The sequence below is a fragment of the Pandoraea sp. NPDC087047 genome (genome assembly GCF_044745225.1).
Taxonomy (GTDB): Bacteria; Pseudomonadota; Gammaproteobacteria; order Burkholderiales; family Burkholderiaceae; genus Pandoraea.
Genome location: NZ_JBIUZU010000002.1, coordinates 47,620 through 68,095 on the forward strand (window position 1 = coordinate 47,620; position 20,476 = coordinate 68,095).

Genomic DNA, 20,476 nt, shown 5'->3' on the forward strand with positions numbered 1-20,476 from the left:
TCATAATAGCCACTTTCAGCACGCCGCACCATGCGTCGTCCGGCCGCCGAAACGCCCCGAATGACCGCAGTGCCCGCTCGAATCTCCGCCGAAATGTCTGCCGCAACGTCCCGTCAAACGACCGACCTCCCCGCCGCCCAGCCCCTCACCGATTGGCCCGCCACGCGCCTCGCCGAGATCGACGAGGACGCCGTCCGCCTGCTGGTCCACACGTTCTACGGACGCATCCGCGACGACGACCTGCTCGGCCCCATATTCCGGCAAGCCCTCGAAGGCCGCTGGGACATGCATCTGGAAAAGATGGTCGCGTTCTGGTCCAGCATCGTGCTCGGTGCCAAACGCTACCGCGGCAATGTGACGCAGGCGCATCAGCCCTTCGGGCACCTGAGCGGCGAGCACTTCAGCCGCTGGCTCGCCCTCTTCTTCGATACGCTGGACAAGCTATTCGAACCGCAGGCCGCCTTCGCGTTCGCGGAACCGGCCATCCGCATCGCGGAGAGCCTTCAGTTGAACCTGTTCGGATGGGAATACACGCTGCCGCCAGCGCAACGGGCGCTGCTCGACAGCATCAAGCAAAGACGAGCGGCTCGGCAACATGAATGACACGATCGACGAAGTTACTTGGCATTCGCCGATGTTATAGAAAGTAAAGCGGAAGATTCAGGGAATTGCGAGTCGTCTCGGAAGGTTTCAGGACTTCTCGCCACCCACCCAGCGCTCACGCGCGGCGGTGTCGGTCTCACGGGCGTCGACCCAGCGCTCGCCTTGCGGCGTCGACTCCTTCTTCCAGAACGGCGCTTCGGTCTTCAGATAGTCCATGATGAACTCGCACGCGGCGAAGGCATCGCCGCGATGCGCCGACGTGACAGCGACCAGCACGATCTGGTCCCCCGGCCCCAGTTCGCCGTAGCGATGGATCACCAGCGCGTCGAACAGACGCCAGCGTTCGCGGGCCTGCGCGACGATCGCCTCCAGCGCCTTCTCCGTCATGCCCGGATAGTGCTCCAGCGTCATGCGCGAGACGTCCTTGCCATCATTCAGATCGCGCACGGTGCCCACGAAGGTCGCGACCGCGCCCACGCGCAGATCGTCCGCACGCAGGCGTCGAATCTCCTCCGACAGGTCGAAATCCTCGGTCTGAACGCGAATCGGCATGGGGGTGTCTCCTGTCTGCTGGCGTCGGCGCCCGTTGCGGCTCAGCCGCCCGTCACCGGCGGGAAGAACGCGACTTCGCAGCCTTCGGTCAAACGCGTCGATGCGGGCACCATCGTGTGATTGAGCGCCATGCGCAGCGAGCGCTGCGGACCGAGCGTCTCGGCCCAGACCGGGCCGCGCGTGCACAGCCATTCGCGCACGTCTCCCACCGTGGCAATCCCGGCAGGCACGGCATCCACACGTTCCTCAGCAACATTCAGCGCCTCACGGACGCTGGCGAAAAAACGAAGATCAATCTGCATAGTCTGGCCGGCACGCCACGCAAACAGCGTACCTCTACCTGTCTCTCAATATAGAAGGTCGGAGAACGGCACGAAGGCGACCGTCTGCCCCGCTTCGATGCGATGGCCCGGCGGGTTGTCGATGAGGCCGTCGCCCCAGACAGTCGAGGTCAGCACCGCCGAGCTCTGGTTCGGGAAGGCTTCGAGGCCGCCCTGATCGTTCAGACGGGCCCGCACGAACTCGTTGCGGCGATCCGCCTTCGTCTGCGTGAAATCGGCACGCATGGCGATGCGGCGCGGCGTCACGTCCTTCATCCCTTGCAGACGCAGGATGAACGGACGCACGAACAGCAGGAACGTCACGAAACTCGACACCGGATTGCCCGGCAGGCCGATGAAGTGTGCGGTTTCACCAGTGGCCCGATTGACCTCGCCATACGCCAGCGGCTTGCCCGGCTTGAGGGCGATCTGCCACAGGCTGAGCCGTCCCTCCGCCTCCACGGCCGGTTTGACGTGATCTTCCTCACCCACCGACACACCGCCGGACGTAATGATCAGGTCGTTGCCGCGCGCAGCGTCGCGCAGGATCGCGCGCGTGGCCGCCAGATTGTCCGGGACGATGCCGTAATCGGTCATCTCGCAGCCGAGATTCTCCAGCAGGCTGCGCAGCACAAAGCGGTTGGAGTTGTAGATGCTGCCCGGACGCAACGTCTCGCCGGGCATCGTCAGCTCGTCGCCGGTGAAAAACACGGCCACGCGCAGACGCCGGGACACCTGAAGCTTCGCGATGCCGACCGACGCCGCCAACCCCAGCGCGCTCGCACGCAGCCGTGTTCCGGCGGCAAGCACCACGCTGTCGCGGCGAATATCGGCGCCCTGCCGGTTGACGAACTCGCCCACGGCCGGCGTGTGACGAATCACGACCGTACCGTCGTCGCGCGTCTCGCACTGCTCCTGCATAACAACGGCGTCGGCACCCTGCGGCACCGGCGCGCCGGTGAAGATGCGCGCCGCCGTGCCGCTGGCGAGCGGCCCGGGGGCGTGACCGGCAGGAATGCGCTGCGAGACCGGCAGCACCGTCTCGGCGCCCGTCAGGTCGGCAACGCGCACGGCGTAGCCATCCATCGCGCTCGTGTCCATCGGCGGGACATCGAGCGTGGCGACGACGTCGGCCGCCAGCACCCGGCCATTGGCCGCGAGCGTATCGACCGTTTCGCACTGGTCCAGCGGATGAGCCGCCGCCAGCACGGCGTCGAGGGCTTCTTGTGTACTCAGCATGCAAATGGCCCGGAAGTCAGAGAACGGAGCGTCGGCTTACAGGCCGGTGTGCTCTGCGATGTAGGCCTTCACGCGTTCGACGTCGTTCGGCACAGTATCGAAGCGCTGCGGCAGCGATTCGAGCTGCTCGAAGCCGGCCGGACGCGGCGGCTCGCGATGCAATGCTTCGCGAATCGTCTCGGCAAACTTCGCCGGCTGCGCGGTCTCGAGCACCACCATCGGCACGCCCGGTTCGAGCGCTTCGCGCGCGACCTTCACGCCATCGGCCGTGTGCGTATCGATGACCACGTCGTAGCGCTTGGCCACGTCCTGAATCGTCGCGAGACGATCCGAGTGCGTGCTGCGGCCCGAGACGAAACCGAACTTCGCCACACGGGCAAAGGCCTCGGTGCCCGACAGATCGAAACCGCCCTCGCGCTCGACCTTCGACAGCAGATCGGCGGTAGCAGCGGCGTCGCGGCCCAGCAGATCGAACAGGAAACGCTCGAAGTTCGAGGCCTTCGAGATGTCCATGCTCGGACTGCTCGTGTGGAACGTCTCCGCCGACTTGCGCACGCGGTAACGGCCGGTGCGGAAGAATTCGTCGAGCACGTCGTTCTCGTTGGTCGCCACGACCAGCCTGCGGATCGGCAGGCCCATCATGCGCGCGATGTGACCGGCGCAGACGTTGCCGAAGTTGCCCGAGGGCACCGTGAACGACACTTCGCCGTCCTGCCCGGACTTGCCGCCCGTCGCCGCGAAGTAGCCCTTGAAGTAGTACACGACCTGCGCCACGACGCGCGCCCAGTTGATCGAATTGACGGTACCGATCTTGTAGCGCGCCTTGAACGCGTGATCGTTCGAGACTGCCTTGACGATGTCCTGCGCATCGTCGAACACGCCTTCCACGGCAAGGTTGGATATGTTCGGGTCTTGCAGGCTGTACATCTGCGCCGTCTGGAAGGCACTCATCTTGCCCGCCGGCGAGAGCATGAAGACACGAATGCCTTCCTTGCCGCGCATGGCGTACTCAGCCGCGCTGCCCGTATCGCCGGACGTCGCCCCGAGAATGTTGAGCGCATCGCCGTGCTGCGCCAGTGCGTACTCGAACAGATTGCCGAGCAACTGCATGGCCATGTCCTTGAACGCCAGCGTCGGGCCGTTCGAGAGCGCCAGCAGCGAGAGTTGCGTGTCGCCCTCGACGCCCAGCGGCAGCAGCGGCGTGATGTCCGTGGCGTCTTCGCCCGGACGCACGTTGCGGTACACCTCGGCGGTGTAGGTGCGCTTGGTCAGATCGGCCAGAATCTCGGCCGGAATGTCGCCCGCGAACTTCGCCAGCACCTTCGCGGCGAGTTCGGCATACGACAACTGACGCCAGGCGCGCAACTCGTCTGCCGTCACCTGCGGATACTGCGTCGGCAGATACAGACCGCCGTCCGGGGCCAGGCCGCCGAGCAGAATGCTGGAGAACGATTGCGGCTCGCCCGAGCTCAGGCCCGCGCCGCGCGTGGAGATGTATTTCATGTGGGTCGTGTCCTGTCGTGTCGGTTCAGGAGGCGCTCAGCTCAATGCTTCCATGCGAATGCGCGTGACGCTCGAAAGCACGGTGTCCATGGCCTCGATCTTCGCGATGGCCGTGTTGATATGCTTTTCCTGCGTCTGATGCGTCAGGATGATGATGTCGGTCTGGTGCTCGCCTTCGCGCGACTCCTTTTGCAGCAGCGCGTCGATGGAGATGTCCAGATCGGCCAGAATGCGCGTGAGCTCGGCCATCACGCCCGCACGGTCGACCACGCGCAGACGCAGGTAATAGCTCGTGGTGACTTCGTCGATCGGCAGCACCGGGGTGTCCGAGAGCGAGTCGTGCTGGAAGGCCAGATGCGGCACGCGATGCTCCGGATCGGCTGTTTGCAGACGCGTCACGTCGACGATATCGGCCACCACGGCCGACGCGGTCGGCTCGGCGCCCGCACCCTTGCCGTAATAAAGCGTGGCGCCCACGGCGTCGCCCTGCACCAGCACGGCGTTCATGGCGCCCTCGACGTTGGCGATGAGGCGCTTGGCCGGAATCAGCGTCGGATGCACGCGCAGTTCGATGCCCGCCTCCGCACGACGGGTGATGCCCAGCAGCTTGATGCGATAGCCCAGCTCTTCCGCGTACTTGATGTCAAGCGCGGAGAGCCTGGTGATGCCTTCGATGTAAGCGCGGTCGAACTGCACCGGCACGCCGAACGCGATGGCGCTCATGAGCGTGAGCTTGTGCGCGGCGTCGACGCCTTCGATGTCGAACGTCGGATCGGCTTCCGCGTAGCCCAGACGCTGAGCGTCGGCGAGCGCCACGTCGAAATCGATGCCCTTGTCGCGCATCTCCGACAGAATGAAGTTCGTGGTGCCGTTGATGATGCCGGCGATCCACTGAATGCGGTTGGCGGTCAGGCCTTCGCGCAGCGCCTTGATGATGGGAATGCCACCGGCGACAGCCGCTTCGAACGCGACCATCACATTGGCCTTGCGGGCGGCGGCGAAGATCTCGTTGCCGTAGACGGCCAGCAGCGCCTTGTTGGCGGTGACCACGTGCTTGCCGTTCTCGATCGCCTTGAGGACGAGTTCTTTGGTGAGATCGTATCCGCCGATGGTCTCGACCACGACGTCGATGGCCGGATCGTTGACCACGTCGAACGGGTCGCCCGTGACGACGGCGGCGTGGCCAACGAGACCCTGGGCACGTTCGACATTACGGACCGCGACCTTCGTAATCTCGATACCCCGGCCGGCACGACGTTGAATTTCTTCCTGGTTGCGAGCCAGTACCTGGAAGGCGCCATAGCCCACCGTGCCAAGGCCCAGCAGGCCCAATTTGATCGGTTTCATGCAGTTTTACTCAAAAGTCGGAATCGGTTGGCGCGCATCACTTGCCGTGGCGACGGCGATAACCGTCAAGGAAGCGGGCAATGCGACTGATGGCGTCTTCCAGGTCGCCCTCGTGAGGCAGGAACACTACGCGGAAGTGGTCGGGATGCATCCAGTTGAAGCCGCTGCCCTGCACCAGCAGGACCTTCTCTTCGAGCAGCAACTGGAGGATGAAGTCCTGATCGTTGGCGATGGGGTACACCGCCGGATCCAGACGCGGGAACAGGTATAGCGCAGCCTTGGGCTTCACGCAGGTCACACCGGGAATGTCGGTGAGCATGCGGTGGGCGATCTCGCGCTGCTCATAGAGACGGCCGCCGGGCACGATCAGATCCTTGATGCTCTGATAGCCGCCGAGCGCCGTCTGAATGGCGTACTGGCCGGGCACGTTCGGGCACAGACGCATCGAGGCGAGAATGTTCAGCCCCTCGATGTAGTCGCGCGCCGGACGCTTGTCGCCCGACACGACCATCCAGCCCGCGCGGTAGCCGCACGCGCGATAGCTCTTCGACAGGCCGTTGAACGTGATCGTGAGCACGTCTTCGGACAGCGAGCCGATCGACGTATGCTCCTCGCCGTCGTAGACGATCTTGTCGTAGATCTCGTCGGCGTAAATGATGAGCTTGTGCTCGCGGGCGAACGCGACGATGTCCTTCAGGAGCGCGTCCGAATACAGGGCGCCGGTCGGGTTGTTCGGGTTGATGATGACGATCGCGCGCGTGTTCGGCGTGATCTTCTTGCGGATGTCCGCCAGATCCGGCTGCCAGTCGGCCTGCTCGTCGCAGATGTAGTGCACCGGCGTGCCGCCCGACAGGCTGACCGCCGCCGTCCAGAGCGGGTAGTCGGGCGCGGGCACGAGCACTTCGTCGCCGTCGTTGAGCAGCGCCTGCATGGCCATCACGATCAGCTCCGACGCCCCGTTGCCGAGGTAGATGTCGTCGAGTTGAACGTCATTGATGCGCTTTTGCTGGCAGTAGTGCATGATCGCCTTGCGCGCCGCGAACACCCCCCGGGAATCCGAGTAACCGGCCGAGTTCGGCAGATTGCGGATCATGTCCTGCACGATCTCGTCGGGCGGCTCGAAACCGAACGGCGCCAGATTGCCGATGTTCAGCTTGATGATGCGATGACCTTCGTCTTCCATGCGCTTGGCATGTTCGAGCACGGGCCCACGAATGTCGTAGCAGACATTCTGCAATTTCTGCGATTTGAGGATCGGTTTCACGGCGGTTGTGGTCTTGACGGGCGGCGCAGGGGTCCGGACGGGCCGGCAGCAGGCGGGGTGCACGGCGAATCGACGGGAATGACCTTGGGCAGTGTGCGTCAGACGCACATGACACCGTATTTTTCCCGAATTCGACGTGGCAAATGCCGCACTGCAACGGTTTTGCCGTGCTGCGTACGGCAAAAAGCTATAATTTAGCCAATTATGACAGACTTCGGCAATGCATCATTGACGGTTTGCGGCACGCGAGGCAAGATGCCCGGCCGTTACACGATTTGCCGACGCTCAGTCACCACTGGGTAGGGAATCTCCGAAAGTGAAACTGCATCAAGACCCGTCGCAAGCAGCATTGAACACGGTCACCGGCTACGGCCCGGGCTATGTCGAGGTCAACAAGATCCGTCACGACCAGAGCGTGATCATTGCGCCCGAGGGCACGGTTGCGCCGTGGCCGGTATCGCGCTTCGAAGCGCTCGACACCTCCCATTTCGACATGCTGCGCAGGTTCGAGCCCGAAGTCGTCATCTTCGGCAGCGGCGCACGCCTTCGCTTCGCGCACCCCCGCCTCACCACGGCGCTGACCAGCCAACGCATTGGCGTGGACTCCATGGACACCCAGGCCGCCTGCCGCACCTACAACATTCTGATGAGCGAAGGACGCCGCGTCGTCCTCGCCCTGCTCATCGAAACCGAGGCGACTGAGTGAGCCGCCGCCCGCTCGCCTCCGGCCTGCCGGCCGCCGAATCCCGTCCGCGCCCGCCCACGCCTTCCCCGTCTTCCTCACCCGCCTCGGGCACCGTACCCGCGTCGTACCCGCTCTCCCCGGCCGCCTTCTGGCTGCTGCTCCTGGCGTTCGCGCTGGTCTGGTTCGGCGTGCTCGACTACCGCCACCTGATTTCGAGCGACGAAGGCCGCTACGCCGAAATGGCGCGCGAGATGTGGGTGACGGGCGACTGGATCACCCCGCGCTACAACGGCTACAAGTATTTCGAGAAGCCGCCGCTGCAAACCTGGATGAACGCGCTCACGTTCGCCGCCTTCGGGCTAGGCGAGTGGCAGGCCCGGCTCTGGACGGCGCTGACCGGCTTCGCGGGCGTGCTGATGATCGGCTTCACCGGCCGACGCGTGTTCAACGCCCGCGTGGGCCTGTTCGCCGCCGCCGCGCTGGCCTGCGCCCCGCTGTGGTCGCTGCTCGGGCACTTCAACGTGCTCGACATGGGCCTGTCGTTCTTCATGGGACTGTCGCTGTGCGCGCTGCTGCTCGCGCAACGCCCGGGCCTTGCACGCGCCGCGGTGCGTGGCTGGATGTGGCTGTGCTGGGCGGCCATGGCGCTTGCCGTGCTGAGCAAGGGACTGGTGGGGATCGTGCTGCCGGGCGCCGTGCTGGTGCTCTACACGCTCATCGCGCGCGATTGGGCACTGTGGCGCCGTCTCTATCTGGGCAGCGGCCTGATCGTCTTTTTTGCGATTGCGGCGCCCTGGTTCGTGCTCGTGCAGATCCACAATCCCGAGTTCTTCGACTTCTTCTTCATCAACGAGCACTTCCGCCGTTTCGCGATGGAAGGCCATAACCGTGACGGCGCACCGTGGTACTTCGTGCCCGTGTTCATCGTCGGCTTCCTGCCGTGGCTGTCGGTCCTGCCGGGCACCGTGCGCGCCACGCTGCGCATGCCGCGCCAGCCCAATGGCTTCGCACCCACCCTGATCCTGTGGGTGTGGTCGGTGTTCATCTTCGTGTTCTTCAGCGCGTCGCACTCGAAGCTGATTTCGTATCTGCTGCCGATCGCCCCGGCGATGGCGCTGCTGTTCGGCCTGTATCTGGCGCAACTGCGCCGCGACACGGTGCGCATGCACATGGCCGGTTACGCTGTGTTCCTGATCGCCGCGCTCGTCATGGTCGCCATCTTTGCCGGACGCGCCGGCAGCGTGCGTAATCCGAACGAACTGTACAAGGCGTTCCAGATCTGGCTGTACTTCGCCGTGGGTGCCGGCCTGGTGGGCACGCTCATTGCCTGGCGTCTGGCGCGGCACAGCGCACGACGCGCCCTGCTCGCGTTCGCCGGCGGCATGCTGCTGCTGGTGACCATCGGCGGCATGGGGCACGAAGTGTTCGGCCGCCAGAGCACGGGCGTGCTGCTCGTGCCGGCCGTCAAGGCGGAGATGCAGCGCCTTGGCCCGAACGTGCCGTTCTATTCCGTGAACGTGCTCGATCACACCATGCCCTATTACCTCGGGCATACGATGATCATGGTGCAGCACCCGGACGAACTGGAGTTCGGCGTGAAGCAGGAGCCGCAGAAGTGGCTACCGACGCTCGACGACTTCTACGCTCGCTGGCGCGCCGATCCGAAGGCCCTCGCGCTGGTCGATCCGGACACGTTCGGCAAGCTCGAAGCCGAGCATTTACCGATGCGCATCATCGCGCGCGATGCCCGGCGAATTGTGATCTCGAAACCACAACCCGAAGACAACGTAAAATAGCGCGCTTGTTTCGAACCGGTATCTGCCGGTTTGTGTCGCATCCATAATTATTCACAAACGTTCACAAACGTTCCATGAATCTCGCTACGTTTTCCCTTATTCTCACGGGCGTGCTGCTCAACGCATGCGCCCAGTTGCTGCTCAAGGCTGGCGCGAACGCCATCGGCGCACTCGAATTCACGCGCGCCAATATCGTACCCATTGGTATCAAACTTGCCACGCAGGTGCCCATCATGGGCGGGCTCGTCTGCTATGCCATCAGCGTGGTCGTCTGGATCCTGGCGCTCTCGCGCGTGGAAGTCTCGATCGCCTATCCGATGCTCTCGCTGGGCTATGTCGTGAACGCCTTCGCCGCGTGGTACCTGTTCGGCGAGACGCTGTCGATGCAACGTGTCCTCGCCATCGGCATCATTCTTGTGGGTGTTTATATTCTTGCGCGCAGCTGACGCAGTTGCCCGACGCAATCGCAGAACGCGCCGCCCGATATTTGCGGGCGCGTTTTTCATGCATATTCAGGCTTACTTGATTGAGGCTTAGTCATACATCATGAGCGACTCGGCAATCTCCCAACCGAATCAACCGTTCATCCCGTTCACGCGTCCGACCATCGACGACGCGACCATCGCGGGTGTAGCCGACGTGCTGCGTTCGGGCTGGATCACCTCGGGCCCGCAAGTACAGGCCTTTGAGAAGGCACTGTCCGAATATTTCGGCGGACGTCCCGTGCGCGTCTTCAACTCGGGCACCGCCACGCTGGAGATCGGTCTGCGCATCGCCGGCGTGCAGGGCGGCGACGAAGTCATCACCACGCCGCTGTCGTGGGTCGCAACGTCCAACGTCATTCTGGAAGTTGGCGCCACGCCCGTGTTCGTGGACGTCGATCCGGCCACGCGCAACATCGACCTCGATCTGCTCGAAAAGGCCATCACGCCGAAGACCCGCGCGATCATCCCGGTCTACCTCGCGGGGCTGCCGGTCGACATGGACCGCCTGTACGACATCGCGCGCCGTCACAAGCTGCGCGTGATCGAAGACGCCGCGCAGGCGATGGGCTCGGGCTGGGGCGGCAAGCGCATCGGCTCGTTCGGCGATCTCGTCTCGTTCAGCTTCCACCCGAACAAGAACCTGACCTCCATCGAGGGCGGCGCACTGGTCTTCAACACCGAGGACGAAGCGCGTCTGGCCGAGAAGTACCGCCTGCAAGGCGTGACCCGCACCGGCTTCGACGGCATGGACGTCGACGTGCTCGGCGGCAAGTACAACCTCACGGACGTGGCCGCCCGCGTGGGCCTGGGTCAGATGCCGCACCTGGCGGAGTTCAATCGACGCCGCACGGAACTGGCGCGTCTGTATTTCGACACGCTCGCGGGCGGCACCGCCGTCGCGCTGGGCACGGGCCTGCCGCACGCCGATTTCACAAACTCGAACTGGCATATGTTCCAGATCGAGTTGCCGCTCGCGCGTCTGACGATCGATCGTGCGGGTTTCATGGAAGAGCTCAAGGCCCGCGGCATCGGCAGCGGTGTCCACTACCCTGCCATCCACCTGTTTACAATGTATCGTGCACTGGGCTTCAAGGAAGGCCAGTTTCCGCATACGGAACGCCTTGGCCGCGCCATCCTGACGCTGCCGCTATTCCCCGCCATGACGGATGCCGACGTTGCGCGCGTCTGCGAAGCCGTGAACGCTATTTGCGCTGATCACCAAAAATGAATCGACCACAACTCTCTGTCGTCATCCCGGTTTATAACGAAGAGGCAGGCCTCGCCGCCCTCTTCACCCGGCTATACCCGGCGCTCGACAAGCTGGGCGTGACCTACGAAGTGGTGTTCGTCAACGATGGCAGCCGCGACCGCTCGGCCGCCCTGCTAGCCGAGCAGTACCGGGCACGCCCGGATGTGACGCGCGTGGTGCTGTTCAACGGCAACTACGGGCAGCACATGGCCATTCTCGCGGGCTTCGAGCATACGCGCGGCGAATGGGTCGTCACGCTCGATGCCGATTTGCAGAATCCGCCGGAAGAAATCGGCAAGCTCGTCGCGCAACTGGCCGCCGGTCACGACTACGTGGGCACGGTGCGCATGAACCGTCAGGACACGTGGTTCCGCCGCCACGCCTCGCGTGCCATGAACCGTCTGCGCGAGCGCATCACGCGTATTCGCATGACCGATCAGGGCTGCATGCTGCGCGGCTATAGCCGTCACATCGTCGATACCGTCAATCAGTGCCGCGAGATCAATACGTTCATCCCGGCGCTGGCGTTCACGTTCGCGCAAAACCCCACGGAAGTGGATGTCTTGCACGAAGAACGCTTCGCAGGTGAGTCGAAGTATTCGCTCTACAGCCTGATTCGCCTGAACTTCGACCTCGTTACCGGCTTCTCGGTCGTGCCGCTGCAATGGCTCTCGGGCGTGGGCATTACGCTGTCGGCCGCCTCCGGCTTGCTGTTCATCGTGCTGATCGCCCGCCGCTTCCTGTTCGGCTCGGAAGTTCAGGGCGTGTTCACGCTGTTCGCCGTCACGTTCTGCCTGCTCGGGGTGATCCTGTTCGGCATGGGCCTGCTCGGTGAATACATCGGCCGCATCTATCAGCAAGTGCGCCAGCGTCCGCGCTATCTGGTGCAGGCCGTGCTCGAAGCGCAGCCGTCGGGTCATACCGAGAATGCCGTCGGCGGTGCCGCCAGCGCCAGCCTGAGCACCGGCGCGACGGAACTGGGATCGCACACTTCATGAGCATCACGTCCGCCAAAGCCATCGTCTTCGCGTATCACAACGTTGGCGTTCGCTGCCTGCAAGTGCTGCTCGCACGCGGCGTCGACGTCGCCCTTGTCGTCACGCATCAGGACAATCCGAACGAGAACATCTGGTTCGGCAGCGTTGCCGGTGTGGCCGCCGAGCATGGCATTCCGGTCGTCACGCCTGACGACCCGGCCGATCCCGCACTCGCCGAGCGCATCCGCGCCGCGGCGCCGGACTTCATCTTCTCGTTCTATTACCGTCACATGATTCCAGTGGCGGTGCTGGATATCGCCCCGCGAGGCGCATTCAACATGCATGGCTCGCTGCTGCCGAAGTATCGCGGTCGCGTGCCGGTGAACTGGGCGGTTTTGCGAGGCGAAACGGAAACGGGCGCCACGCTGCACGAAATGGCCCTCAAGCCGGACGCCGGCGCGATCATCGATCAGACGTCTGTACCGATCCTGCCGGACGACACGGCAGGCGAAGTGTTCGAGAAGGTGACCGTCGCCGCCGAACAGACGCTCTGGCGCTGTCTGCCGGGCCTGATCGCAGGCACGGCGACGCGCCACACCAACGACCTCGCCGCAGGCAGCTATTTCGGCGGACGCAAGCCCGAAGACGGTCGCATAGACTGGAACCAGCCGGCACAGGACGTCTACAACCTGATTCGCGCCGTCGCACCGCCCTATCCGGGCGCATTTACCGACGTTGCACAGCGCCGCTGGGTCGTCACGCGAGCCCGTCTGTCACGCTCGCCCGCCCCTGCCGGTTTGCTCTGCGGACTGCAAGTAGTGGATAATGCGCTCCTCGGCGTTTGCGGCGACGGAAATGCCATTGTCATTCATGAACTAACGCTGGACGGCAAGTCTGTCACGCCGGAACAGTTTTCCCAGCTCAATCACTGACCGTAATATGAAAAAAGTCCTGATTCTCGGTGTCAACGGGTTCATCGGCCACCACCTGTCGAAGCGCATCCTGGAGACGACCGACTGGGAAGTTTATGGCATGGACATGCTCACCGATCGCCTCGGCGATCTGGTCAACCATGAGCGCATGCACTTCTTCGAAGGCGACATCACGATCAACAAGGAATGGGTCGAGTACCACATTCGCAAGTGTGACGTGATCCTGCCGCTGGTCGCCATCGCCACGCCGGCCACCTACGTCAAGGCCCCGCTGCGCGTGTTCGAACTCGACTTCGAAGCAAACCTGCCGATCGTGCGCTCGGCCGTGAAGTACGGCAAGCATCTGGTGTTCCCGTCGACCTCCGAGGTCTACGGCATGTGCACCGACGGCGAATTCGATCCGGAAAACTCGCCGCTGGTCTACGGCCCGATCAACAAGCCGCGCTGGATTTACGCCTGCTCGAAGCAGCTCATGGATCGCGTGATCTGGGGCTACGGCATGCAGGAAGGCCTGAACTTCTCGCTGTTCCGTCCGTTCAACTGGATCGGCGCCGGTCTCGACTCGATCCACACGCCGAAGGAAGGTTCGTCGCGCGTGGTCACGCAATTCCTCGGCCACATCGCTCGCGGTGAGAACATCAGCCTGGTCGACGGCGGTGCCCAGAAGCGCGCCTTTACCGACATCGACGACGGTATCGACGCCCTGGTGCGCATCATCGACAACAAGGACAACGTTGCCAGCGGCAAGATCTACAACATCGGCAACCCGACGAACAATTTCTCGGTGCGCGAGTTGGCTCACATGATGCTCAAGCTCGCCGCCGAATACCCCGAGTACGCCGAGACGGCCAAGAAGGTTCAGCTCGTCGAAACGTCGTCGGGCGCCTACTACGGCAATGGCTATCAGGACGTGCAGAACCGTGTGCCGAAGATCGAGAACACCATGCAGGAACTCGGCTGGGCACCGACCACGTCGATGGACGACGCGCTGCGCAAGATTTTCGAAGCGTATCGCGGCCACGTCGCCGAAGCTCGTCGTCTGGTCGAGGGCGAATAACGCCAGTGCTTCCGTCCGGCCTGCCGCAGCGACCATGCTGCGGCGCAGCCCGGACATCGCACGACACGCCCGGTGCGCCCTCGGCGCATCGGGCGTTTTTGACTCGGTAAATGGATTCGACATTCGAGGCATCGCGCGCAGTTCAGGCGATGGCTTCGGTGTATCACTCAAGGGCGGCTATGGCCAAGATTGTCCTGAAGATCGACGTCGACACCCTGCGCGGCACCCGTGAAGGCGTGCCCAACCTGCTCGCCGCACTGGCCGGGCACGACGCCCAGGCGACATTTCTGTTCAGCCTCGGGCCGGACCATACCGGCTGGGCGCTCAAGCGCGTCTTTCGTCCGGGCTTCCTGAAGAAAGTCTCGCGTACGTCGGTCGTCGAACATTACGGCTTTAAGACGCTCATGTACGGCACGCTGCTGCCCGGCCCGGACATCGGCAAGCGCGCCGCCAACGTCATGCGCACCGTGCAGAGCGCGGGTCACGAGACCGGCATCCACACCTGGGACCACACGTATTGGCAAGACAACGTGCGCACGCGCGACGGCGCATGGACCCAGCGCCAGATGTCACAAGCCTATGCACGCTTTGCGCAGATCTTCGGCGCACCGCCGCTCACGCATGGCGCCGCCGGCTGGCAGATGAACAACCACGCCTTCCGTCAGATCGATGCGTGGGGCATGAAATATGCGTCCGACGGACGCGGCACGGCGCCGCATTACCCGATCGTCGACGGCGTGCGGCTCAAGCATGTGCAGATGCCGACGACGCTGCCCACGGTCGACGAATTGCTCGGTATCGACGGTCGCGACATCAACGGTGTGGCCGAGCATCTGCTTGCCCTGACCCGCGATCCGGCGCAAGATCACGTGTTCACGCTGCATGCAGAACTCGAAGGCCAGAAGCTGGCGCCGTTGTTCCGTCAGTTGCTGGCCGGCTGGCGTCGCCAGGGCCATGATCTGGTCACGATGGGTCAGTATTACGAGACGCTCGATCTCGCCACCCTGCCGGCGCATCCGGTCGTGTGGGGCGAGATTCCGGGCCGCTCGGGCGATCTGATCCTCGAAGGCCAGGCAGCCGCCTGACCCAAAGCCGGTCGCCGGAGTTAATCACGCATCCATCCGGCATAAATCCGGCACCGATCCTGCCTCAACCCGCATTCGATACACTTCCCGAACCGGCCTCGCAAGGCCACCCAAGGAGACCATAGTGACGGTAGCCATCGACACTCCCGTGCCCGATTTCACCGCACCGGCCACCGGCGGCGATTTTTCGCTCAAGGCGCATCGCGGCAAGAAAGTAGTGATCTACTTTTACCCGAAGGACAACACGCCCGGCTGCACCACGGAAGGCATGAACTTCCGCGACAGCTACGACCAGTTCCAGGCCGCGGGCGCCCAGATCATCGGCGTGTCGCGCGACAGCCTGCGCTCGCACGAGAACTTCAAGAACAAGCTCGAACTGCCCTTCCCGCTGATCTCGGACGGCGACGAAGCCGTGTGCAAACTGTTCGGTGTCATCAAGCTGAAAAAACTGTATGGCAAAGAACATCTGGGGATCGAACGCAGCACCTTTCTGATCGACGAAAAGGGGGTTCTGCGCAAGGAATGGCGCGGGGTGCGCGTACCCGATCACGTGGCGGAAGTGTTAAGCGCCGTGCAGGCGATCTGACGCTGCCCACGGTGCCCGATGCCCGCCCGTGCGGGGCGTCGGGCATCGGCGCGAGCGCTATTCGGCCGGGTGTTGCTCAGCCGCCGATGCGACCGCCAGTGAGGACATTCGACGCTATACAAGCACGGCAAGAGACGTTATAGTCGGCCGTAATGATCAAGCGCATTGAACGAGACTATTGCAGGCGTCGCCACGGCGGCGCCTTCAGCCAAGCCGCCTCTCCGGTGCGTCCGGGCAGGCGGCTTTTTTGTTGCCGGGACCTGTTGTATTGCCGTCTGTCCCGGCCGAGTAGTGTTGTGTTTTCTTGAACGGGAAATCTATGCCATTGCCATCGGCGCCGACCAAACCGGGCACGCTGCTTGCCCCGGAACAATTCCCCACTCGCCTCAAACCTTCGCGCACGGAGGCCAAGAAACCGATTCCCTCGTCTGAACAACATGCACTGGGCGAGACGTCCGGTGCTGCGGGTGCCTCCAGCACGACCGAGTTGAAGGTCGTCCCCAAACACGCCCCGGCGACGCAGACTGCACCACAGCCGTCGCCCGCTGCACGTTCGCCTCAGTCGCCGCCGCCGGCCGACTCCACCGGCGCGACCCCGTCCCTGAAGGCCGTGAAGTCGACGGCGCCGGGCTCGGGTTCGAAACGCACACGCGGCAAGGACCCGGAACCCGCCAAGCTCTTCGTGCTCGACACGAATGTGCTCATGCACGACCCGAGCAGCCTGTTCCGCTTCGAAGAGCACGACGTCTATCTGCCGATGATGACGTTGGAAGAGCTCGACAATCACAAGAAGGGCATGTCAGAAGTGGCGCGCAACGCGCGTCAGGTGAGCCGCACGCTCGACGGACTGGTCGCGGAAAGTGGCACCAAGTCGATGGCAGAGGGCATTCCGCTCTCGCGACTCGGTAATAAAGATGCCACCGGCCGTCTGTACTTCCAGACCGACCTGCCCGAAGTCCCGCCGCTCGAAGGTCTGCCGCAAGGCAAGGCCGACAACCAGATTCTGGGCGTCGTACGCGCGCTGCAGGACAAGTTCCGCGACCGTCAGGTGGTGCTGGTGTCGAAGGACATCAACATGCGCGTCAAGGCGCATGCGCTCGGCCTGCCCGCGGAAGACTACTTCAACGACAAGGTGCTTGAGGACAGCGATCTGCTGTACTCGGGTGTGATGGCTCTGCCGCCGGACTTCTGGACCAAGCACGGCAAAGGCATGGAGAGCTGGCAGGACAACCGCACCGGCACCACGTTCTATCGCATTACCGGCCCGCTGTGCTTGAGCTTCCTCATCAACCAGTTCGTCTATCTGGAGACGAACAACGGCGAGGCGCCCTTCTACGCGCAGGTTCGGGAGATCAACGGCAAGACGGCGTTGCTGCAAACGCTGCGTGACTATGGCCATCACAAGAACAACGTGTGGGGCATTACGGCGCGCAACCGCGAGCAGAACTTCGCGCTGAATTTGCTGATGAACCCGGAGGTGGACTTCATCACGCTGCTCGGTCAGGCAGGCACCGGCAAGACGCTTCTGGCACTGGCCGCCGGTCTGGCGCAAACGCTCGACGAGAAGCGCTACAACGAGATCATCATCACGCGCGCGACCGTGCCCGTCGGTGAAGATATCGGCTTCCTGCCGGGCACCGAGGAAGAAAAGATGCAACCGTGGATGGGGGCATTCGACGACAACCTCGAAGTGCTGCAAAAGACCGACGACTCCGCCGGCGAATGGGGCCGTGCGGCCACGCAGGAACTGATCCGCTCGCGACTCAAGGTCAAGAGCATGAACTTCATGCGCGGCCGTACGTTCGTGAACAAGTTCGTCATCATCGACGAGGCGCAGAACCTCACGCCGAAGCAGATGAAGACGCTTGTGACGCGCGCAGGCCCCGGCACCAAGCTGATCTGCCTGGGTAACATCGCGCAGATCGATACGCCGTATCTGACCGAAGGCAGCTCGGGCCTTACCTACGTGGTGGATCGCTTCAAGGGCTGGGGACACAGCGGACACGTCACGCTCGCGCGCGGCGAACGTTCGCGCCTGGCGGACTACGCAGCGGAAATTCTCTGACGCCTGCGGCGCTATCCAGCGCTTCGATGCTCCACACGACGGCGCCTTCGGGCGCCGTTTTTTATTGACCTGGCATCCGGGCTGCACATCAACGGACATGCGGCTCAGACGACAATATCGCCCTGCGAGCGGCGAATTTGTGACGTCAACGCCACAAAACGTCGAGATTTCGGTACTTTTGCGATGCATTCGCGCGGTAAGCGTCGTAAACTCTGCGCATGCGAATCCAGCGCCCTCACCGCATGAATCATCCTCTGACTCGCCTGATCGCCCGAAGCACATCGTCCCCGGTAACGCCGGTGTCCGTGTCGTGGCGATGCGCTGGCGCACTGGCACTCACGCTATTGGTGGCCGCGTGCTCGTCCGGCCCGCCGGTGCGACAAGGTGGCAGTGCCAACTATGGCAATCGCGCCGTGGGCCCCGAGCGCAGCGCCGGGCAGGAGGAAATCACGCTCGAAGCGATGAGCCTCGTTGGCATTCCTTACCGCTACGGCGGCAACACCCCCGATTCCGGTTTTGATTGCAGCGGTCTGGTGCGTTACGTCGTGGCGCGCGCCGCAGGCGTCAATCTGCCGCGTACGACCGCCGATATGAGCGGCGTGGGCACTGTGCTGGAGCGCGACGACCTCGCCTCGGGCGACCTCATTTTCTTCAATACGACGGGACGCGCCCACTCGCACGTGGGTATCTATGTCGGTCAGGGGAAATTCGTGCACGCACCGAATACGGGGGGCACGGTGCGTCTGGAAAGCATCTACATCCCGTACTGGGCGAGACGCATCGACGGCGTACGACGGGTAGCGGCCAACAAGGCGCCGGCAGGCAACACGACTTACGTCAATCGGGCCGCGCCCGCGACGGTCGCCGAGGCGTCGGCCGCAACGCCCCTACCCAATGTGGCGAGTGTGCCGATGAACACTGCGCCGAATCGTCCACTGACGGCCGCCACGCCGTCACCGCTGGAAACGCCGCAGATCGCAGCGCCCAGAAGCACCGCCAACGCCACCTCGCCTCACGCACAGGACGACGATCCGATCGCACGCTTCGCCAACAGCGCGATGTAATGACTTCCGGCCAACGAGATACTGCACGCCGCCGGGCCGTAGCGCTCGGCATGGGCTTCGTTGGCTTCCAGATGGAAGACGTCGCCCTCGCGATACAGACGCTCGTCGTCGCCCACGCGGATGGCGATCTCGCCGAACAGGATCAGCGCCTTCGCCTCGAAGGGATGCGCATGCGTGTCGAGATCGCCCGCCTCCCTCGTCACTGTCACCAACGCCGTAAAGCCTTCGCGGGCCAGTTCCTGCTCGAATGCGTCGCGTTGCATACGCTCTGCGCCTTCCGTTCGGCGATGTCTTGTGAGATCAGCGCAGATGCGCAAGCAGTGTCGCCGCGCCACCGATATTGATTGCCGCCCCCATGAACATGCTCAACGGACGGCCACGCAGGGAATGAATCAATGCAGTCATCTTAGCCTCCAACGTTGCTCGATAAAACACTATGAATAAATGATAATCAATCGTAATTAACTATTAAAATTGATTGTCTCGATGAAGGCGATTTGCGCGCTTAATCACTGCTGCACTCCCCCTCGCAGGCATCACACCGCCAAAAAGCAGGCACAAAAAAAGCGGCCGAAGCCGCTTTTGAGCATTCCTGCGTTGCCGCCGGACGCACCGCCATGAGACGGCACGCCACGGCCACATGCATCACAGGAATTGTTTGCCGATCCACCAGGCGATCGCGGCGATGAACGCCGATGCCGGGATCGTCAGTACCCATGCCCACACGATGTTGCCCGCCACGCCCCAGCGCACGGCGGAGAGCTTGCGCGTAGCCCCCACGCCGACGATGGCGCCAGTGATGGTGTGCGTGGTCGAGACCGGCACGCCGAGCCACGACGCGAAGAACAGCGTGAACGCCCCGCCCGTCTCGGCGCAGAAACCGCCAACCGGCTTGAGCTTCGTGATCTTCTGGCCCATCGTGCGCACGATCCGCCAGCCACCGAACATGGTGCCCAGACCGATCGCCAGATAGCAGCCGATGATCACCCACAACGGCGGCTCGGCAGCTTCCTGCGGCCACATGCCCGCGGCGATCAGCAGCATCCAGATGATACCGATGGTCTTCTGAGCGTCGTTACCGCCGTGCCCCAGACTGTACATACCGGCCGAAACCAGTTGCAGGCGCCGGAACCAGCGGTCCACGCGTGCCGGTGGCGTGCGGAAGAACAACCACGACACGAGCAGCATGAAGAACGAACCGAGCACGAAACCGAGCAGCGGCGAGACGAAAATAAATGCCACGGTTTGCAGCAGACCGCTCGCCACGAGCGAGCCCGTGCCCGCCTTGGCCACCGCCGCACCGACCAGACCACCGATCAGTGCGTGCGACGAACTCGACGGAATACCGTAGTACCAGGTGATGATGTTCCAGGCGATCGCCCCGACGAGTGCGCCGAAGATCACATAGTGATCGACGATCTCGGGGTGAACCGTGCCCTTGCCCACCGTCGCCGCGACTTTCAGGTGAAAGACGAATAGCGCGATGACGTTGAACATGGCGGCGAAAGCCACCGCCTGATGCGGCTTGAGCACGCCCGTCGAGACCACCGTAGCGATCGAGTTGGCGGCGTCGTGAAAGCCATTCATGAAGTCGAACAGAAGCGCCAGTGCGACCAATAGTCCGACCAGCCAAAGGCTGATGTGCAGCGTTGCCATCGAAAGTCTCC

General features: G+C 63.4%; 19 protein-coding genes and 1 pseudogene. 12 read left to right on the forward strand and 8 right to left on the reverse strand.

The window, feature by feature from the left end; translation table 11 throughout:
• Window positions 1-30: 30 nt before the first annotated feature.
• Window positions 31-603 (forward strand): group III truncated hemoglobin, encoded by a 573-nt coding sequence (locus ACIPHM_RS02840; protein ID WP_400324393.1) that lies wholly within the window; start codon window positions 31-33, stop codon window positions 601-603.
• A gap of 87 nt (window positions 604-690) precedes the next feature.
• Here ACIPHM_RS02840 and moaE read toward each other — a convergent pair whose 3' ends face one another.
• From moaE to ACIPHM_RS02870, 6 genes are read right to left on the reverse strand one after another with little or no spacing between them, the layout of a single operon-like run.
• Window positions 691-1,155, reverse strand: coding sequence for a molybdopterin synthase catalytic subunit MoaE (gene moaE / locus ACIPHM_RS02845; protein ID WP_400324395.1), 465 nt, complete (start codon window positions 1,153-1,155; stop codon window positions 691-693).
• Between the two features lie 41 nt (window positions 1,156-1,196).
• Window positions 1,197-1,457: a molybdopterin converting factor subunit 1 gene (gene moaD / locus ACIPHM_RS02850; protein ID WP_400324397.1), complete on the reverse strand. Its 261-nt coding sequence runs from the start codon at window positions 1,455-1,457 to the stop codon at window positions 1,197-1,199.
• Window positions 1,458-1,502: 45 nt separating this feature from the next.
• Window positions 1,503-2,714, reverse strand: a complete 1,212-nt coding sequence (gene glp, locus ACIPHM_RS02855; RefSeq protein WP_400324399.1) for a gephyrin-like molybdotransferase Glp — start codon at window positions 2,712-2,714, stop codon at window positions 1,503-1,505.
• A 36-nt stretch (window positions 2,715-2,750) separates the two neighbouring features.
• Window positions 2,751-4,217 (reverse strand): threonine synthase, encoded by a 1,467-nt coding sequence (thrC, locus tag ACIPHM_RS02860; RefSeq protein ID WP_400324401.1) that lies wholly within the window; start codon window positions 4,215-4,217, stop codon window positions 2,751-2,753.
• 36 nt (window positions 4,218-4,253) lie between these two features.
• Entirely contained in the window at window positions 4,254-5,564 is a 1,311-nt protein-coding gene (locus ACIPHM_RS02865; RefSeq protein ID WP_400324403.1) for a homoserine dehydrogenase, read from the reverse strand.
• Window positions 5,565-5,601: 37 nt separating this feature from the next.
• Window positions 5,602-6,828, reverse strand: coding sequence for a pyridoxal phosphate-dependent aminotransferase (locus ACIPHM_RS02870; protein ID WP_400324405.1), 1,227 nt, complete (start codon window positions 6,826-6,828; stop codon window positions 5,602-5,604).
• A gap of 316 nt (window positions 6,829-7,144) precedes the next feature.
• On the opposite strand from ACIPHM_RS02870, the gene ACIPHM_RS02875 reads away from it, so the two are divergent.
• The 11 genes from ACIPHM_RS02875 to ACIPHM_RS02925 all read left to right on the forward strand — a co-directional run bounded on the left by ACIPHM_RS02875 (window position 7,145) and on the right by ACIPHM_RS02925 (window position 18,809).
• Window positions 7,145-7,534 carry an Mth938-like domain-containing protein gene (locus ACIPHM_RS02875; RefSeq protein ID WP_400324407.1) on the forward strand — a complete coding sequence of 130 codons (390 nt, stop codon included), beginning with the start codon at window positions 7,145-7,147 and terminating at the stop codon, window positions 7,532-7,534.
• Window positions 7,531-9,309 (forward strand): phospholipid carrier-dependent glycosyltransferase, encoded by a 1,779-nt coding sequence (locus ACIPHM_RS02880; protein ID WP_400324409.1) that lies wholly within the window; start codon window positions 7,531-7,533, stop codon window positions 9,307-9,309. The genes ACIPHM_RS02875 and ACIPHM_RS02880 overlap by 4 nt, the downstream gene beginning before the upstream one ends.
• A gap of 74 nt (window positions 9,310-9,383) precedes the next feature.
• Window positions 9,384-9,755 carry an SMR family transporter gene (locus tag ACIPHM_RS02885; RefSeq protein WP_400324411.1) on the forward strand — a complete coding sequence of 124 codons (372 nt, stop codon included), beginning with the start codon at window positions 9,384-9,386 and terminating at the stop codon, window positions 9,753-9,755.
• A gap of 115 nt (window positions 9,756-9,870) precedes the next feature.
• Window positions 9,871-11,022 (forward strand): DegT/DnrJ/EryC1/StrS family aminotransferase, encoded by a 1,152-nt coding sequence (locus ACIPHM_RS02890; protein ID WP_400325294.1) that lies wholly within the window; start codon window positions 9,871-9,873, stop codon window positions 11,020-11,022.
• On the forward strand, window positions 11,019-12,041 hold the full coding sequence (locus ACIPHM_RS02895) for a glycosyltransferase (RefSeq protein WP_400324413.1): 1,023 nt from the start codon (window positions 11,019-11,021) through the stop codon (window positions 12,039-12,041). Before ACIPHM_RS02890 ends, ACIPHM_RS02895 begins: the two co-directional genes overlap by 4 nt.
• Window positions 12,038-12,952: a formyltransferase gene (locus ACIPHM_RS02900; RefSeq protein ID WP_400324415.1), complete on the forward strand. Its 915-nt coding sequence runs from the start codon at window positions 12,038-12,040 to the stop codon at window positions 12,950-12,952. Before ACIPHM_RS02895 ends, ACIPHM_RS02900 begins: the two co-directional genes overlap by 4 nt.
• A 7-nt stretch (window positions 12,953-12,959) precedes the next feature.
• Window positions 12,960-14,009, forward strand: a complete 1,050-nt coding sequence (locus tag ACIPHM_RS02905) for a bifunctional UDP-4-keto-pentose/UDP-xylose synthase (protein ID WP_400324417.1) — start codon at window positions 12,960-12,962, stop codon at window positions 14,007-14,009.
• Window positions 14,010-14,188: 179 nt separating this feature from the next.
• Entirely contained in the window at window positions 14,189-15,094 is a 906-nt protein-coding gene (locus tag ACIPHM_RS02910; protein WP_400324419.1) for a polysaccharide deacetylase family protein, read from the forward strand.
• A gap of 124 nt (window positions 15,095-15,218) precedes the next feature.
• The gene (locus ACIPHM_RS02915; RefSeq protein ID WP_400324421.1) at window positions 15,219-15,680 is read left to right on the forward strand and encodes a peroxiredoxin; all 462 of its coding nucleotides are present in this window, start codon (window positions 15,219-15,221) and stop codon (window positions 15,678-15,680) included.
• A 319-nt stretch (window positions 15,681-15,999) separates the two neighbouring features.
• A complete protein-coding gene (locus ACIPHM_RS02920) occupies window positions 16,000-17,745 on the forward strand; it encodes a PhoH family protein (protein ID WP_400324423.1) in 1,746 nt (581 codons plus the stop codon).
• A 242-nt stretch (window positions 17,746-17,987) separates the two neighbouring features.
• Window positions 17,988-18,809: an NlpC/P60 family protein gene (locus tag ACIPHM_RS02925; protein ID WP_400324425.1), complete on the forward strand. Its 822-nt coding sequence runs from the start codon at window positions 17,988-17,990 to the stop codon at window positions 18,807-18,809.
• A gap of 3 nt (window positions 18,810-18,812) precedes the next feature.
• Here the strand turns inward: ACIPHM_RS02925 and ACIPHM_RS02930 are convergent.
• Window positions 18,813-19,072 (reverse strand): annotated as a pseudogene (locus ACIPHM_RS02930) (cupin); the annotation flags it as partial.
• 382 nt (window positions 19,073-19,454) lie between these two features.
• A complete protein-coding gene (locus tag ACIPHM_RS02935; protein ID WP_400324427.1) occupies window positions 19,455-20,465 on the reverse strand; it encodes an anion permease in 1,011 nt (336 codons plus the stop codon).
• Window positions 20,466-20,476 lie beyond the last annotated feature (11 nt).

What these genes read in the sequence shown, in the direction of transcription:
- ACIPHM_RS02840 (WP_400324393.1), top strand. Translation starts at nt 31, where the DNA reads ATGCGTCGTCCGGCCGCCGAAACGCCCCGAATGACCGCAGTGCCCGCT.
- moaE (WP_400324395.1), bottom strand. Translation starts at nt 1,155, where the DNA reads ATGCCGATTCGCGTTCAGACCGAGGATTTCGACCTGTCGGAGGAGATT.
- moaD (WP_400324397.1), bottom strand. Translation starts at nt 1,457, where the DNA reads ATGCAGATTGATCTTCGTTTTTTCGCCAGCGTCCGTGAGGCGCTGAAT.
- glp (WP_400324399.1), bottom strand. Translation starts at nt 2,714, where the DNA reads ATGCTGAGTACACAAGAAGCCCTCGACGCCGTGCTGGCGGCGGCTCAT.
- thrC (WP_400324401.1), bottom strand. Translation starts at nt 4,217, where the DNA reads ATGAAATACATCTCCACGCGCGGCGCGGGCCTGAGCTCGGGCGAGCCG.
- ACIPHM_RS02865 (WP_400324403.1), bottom strand. Translation starts at nt 5,564, where the DNA reads ATGAAACCGATCAAATTGGGCCTGCTGGGCCTTGGCACGGTGGGCTAT.
- ACIPHM_RS02885 (WP_400324411.1), top strand. Translation starts at nt 9,384, where the DNA reads ATGAATCTCGCTACGTTTTCCCTTATTCTCACGGGCGTGCTGCTCAAC.
- ACIPHM_RS02895 (WP_400324413.1), top strand. Translation starts at nt 11,019, where the DNA reads ATGAATCGACCACAACTCTCTGTCGTCATCCCGGTTTATAACGAAGAG.
- ACIPHM_RS02900 (WP_400324415.1), top strand. Translation starts at nt 12,038, where the DNA reads ATGAGCATCACGTCCGCCAAAGCCATCGTCTTCGCGTATCACAACGTT.
- ACIPHM_RS02905 (WP_400324417.1), top strand. Translation starts at nt 12,960, where the DNA reads ATGAAAAAAGTCCTGATTCTCGGTGTCAACGGGTTCATCGGCCACCAC.
- ACIPHM_RS02910 (WP_400324419.1), top strand. Translation starts at nt 14,189, where the DNA reads ATGGCCAAGATTGTCCTGAAGATCGACGTCGACACCCTGCGCGGCACC.
- ACIPHM_RS02920 (WP_400324423.1), top strand. Translation starts at nt 16,000, where the DNA reads ATGCCATTGCCATCGGCGCCGACCAAACCGGGCACGCTGCTTGCCCCG.
- ACIPHM_RS02925 (WP_400324425.1), top strand. Translation starts at nt 17,988, where the DNA reads ATGAATCATCCTCTGACTCGCCTGATCGCCCGAAGCACATCGTCCCCG.
- ACIPHM_RS02935 (WP_400324427.1), bottom strand. Translation starts at nt 20,465, where the DNA reads ATGGCAACGCTGCACATCAGCCTTTGGCTGGTCGGACTATTGGTCGCA.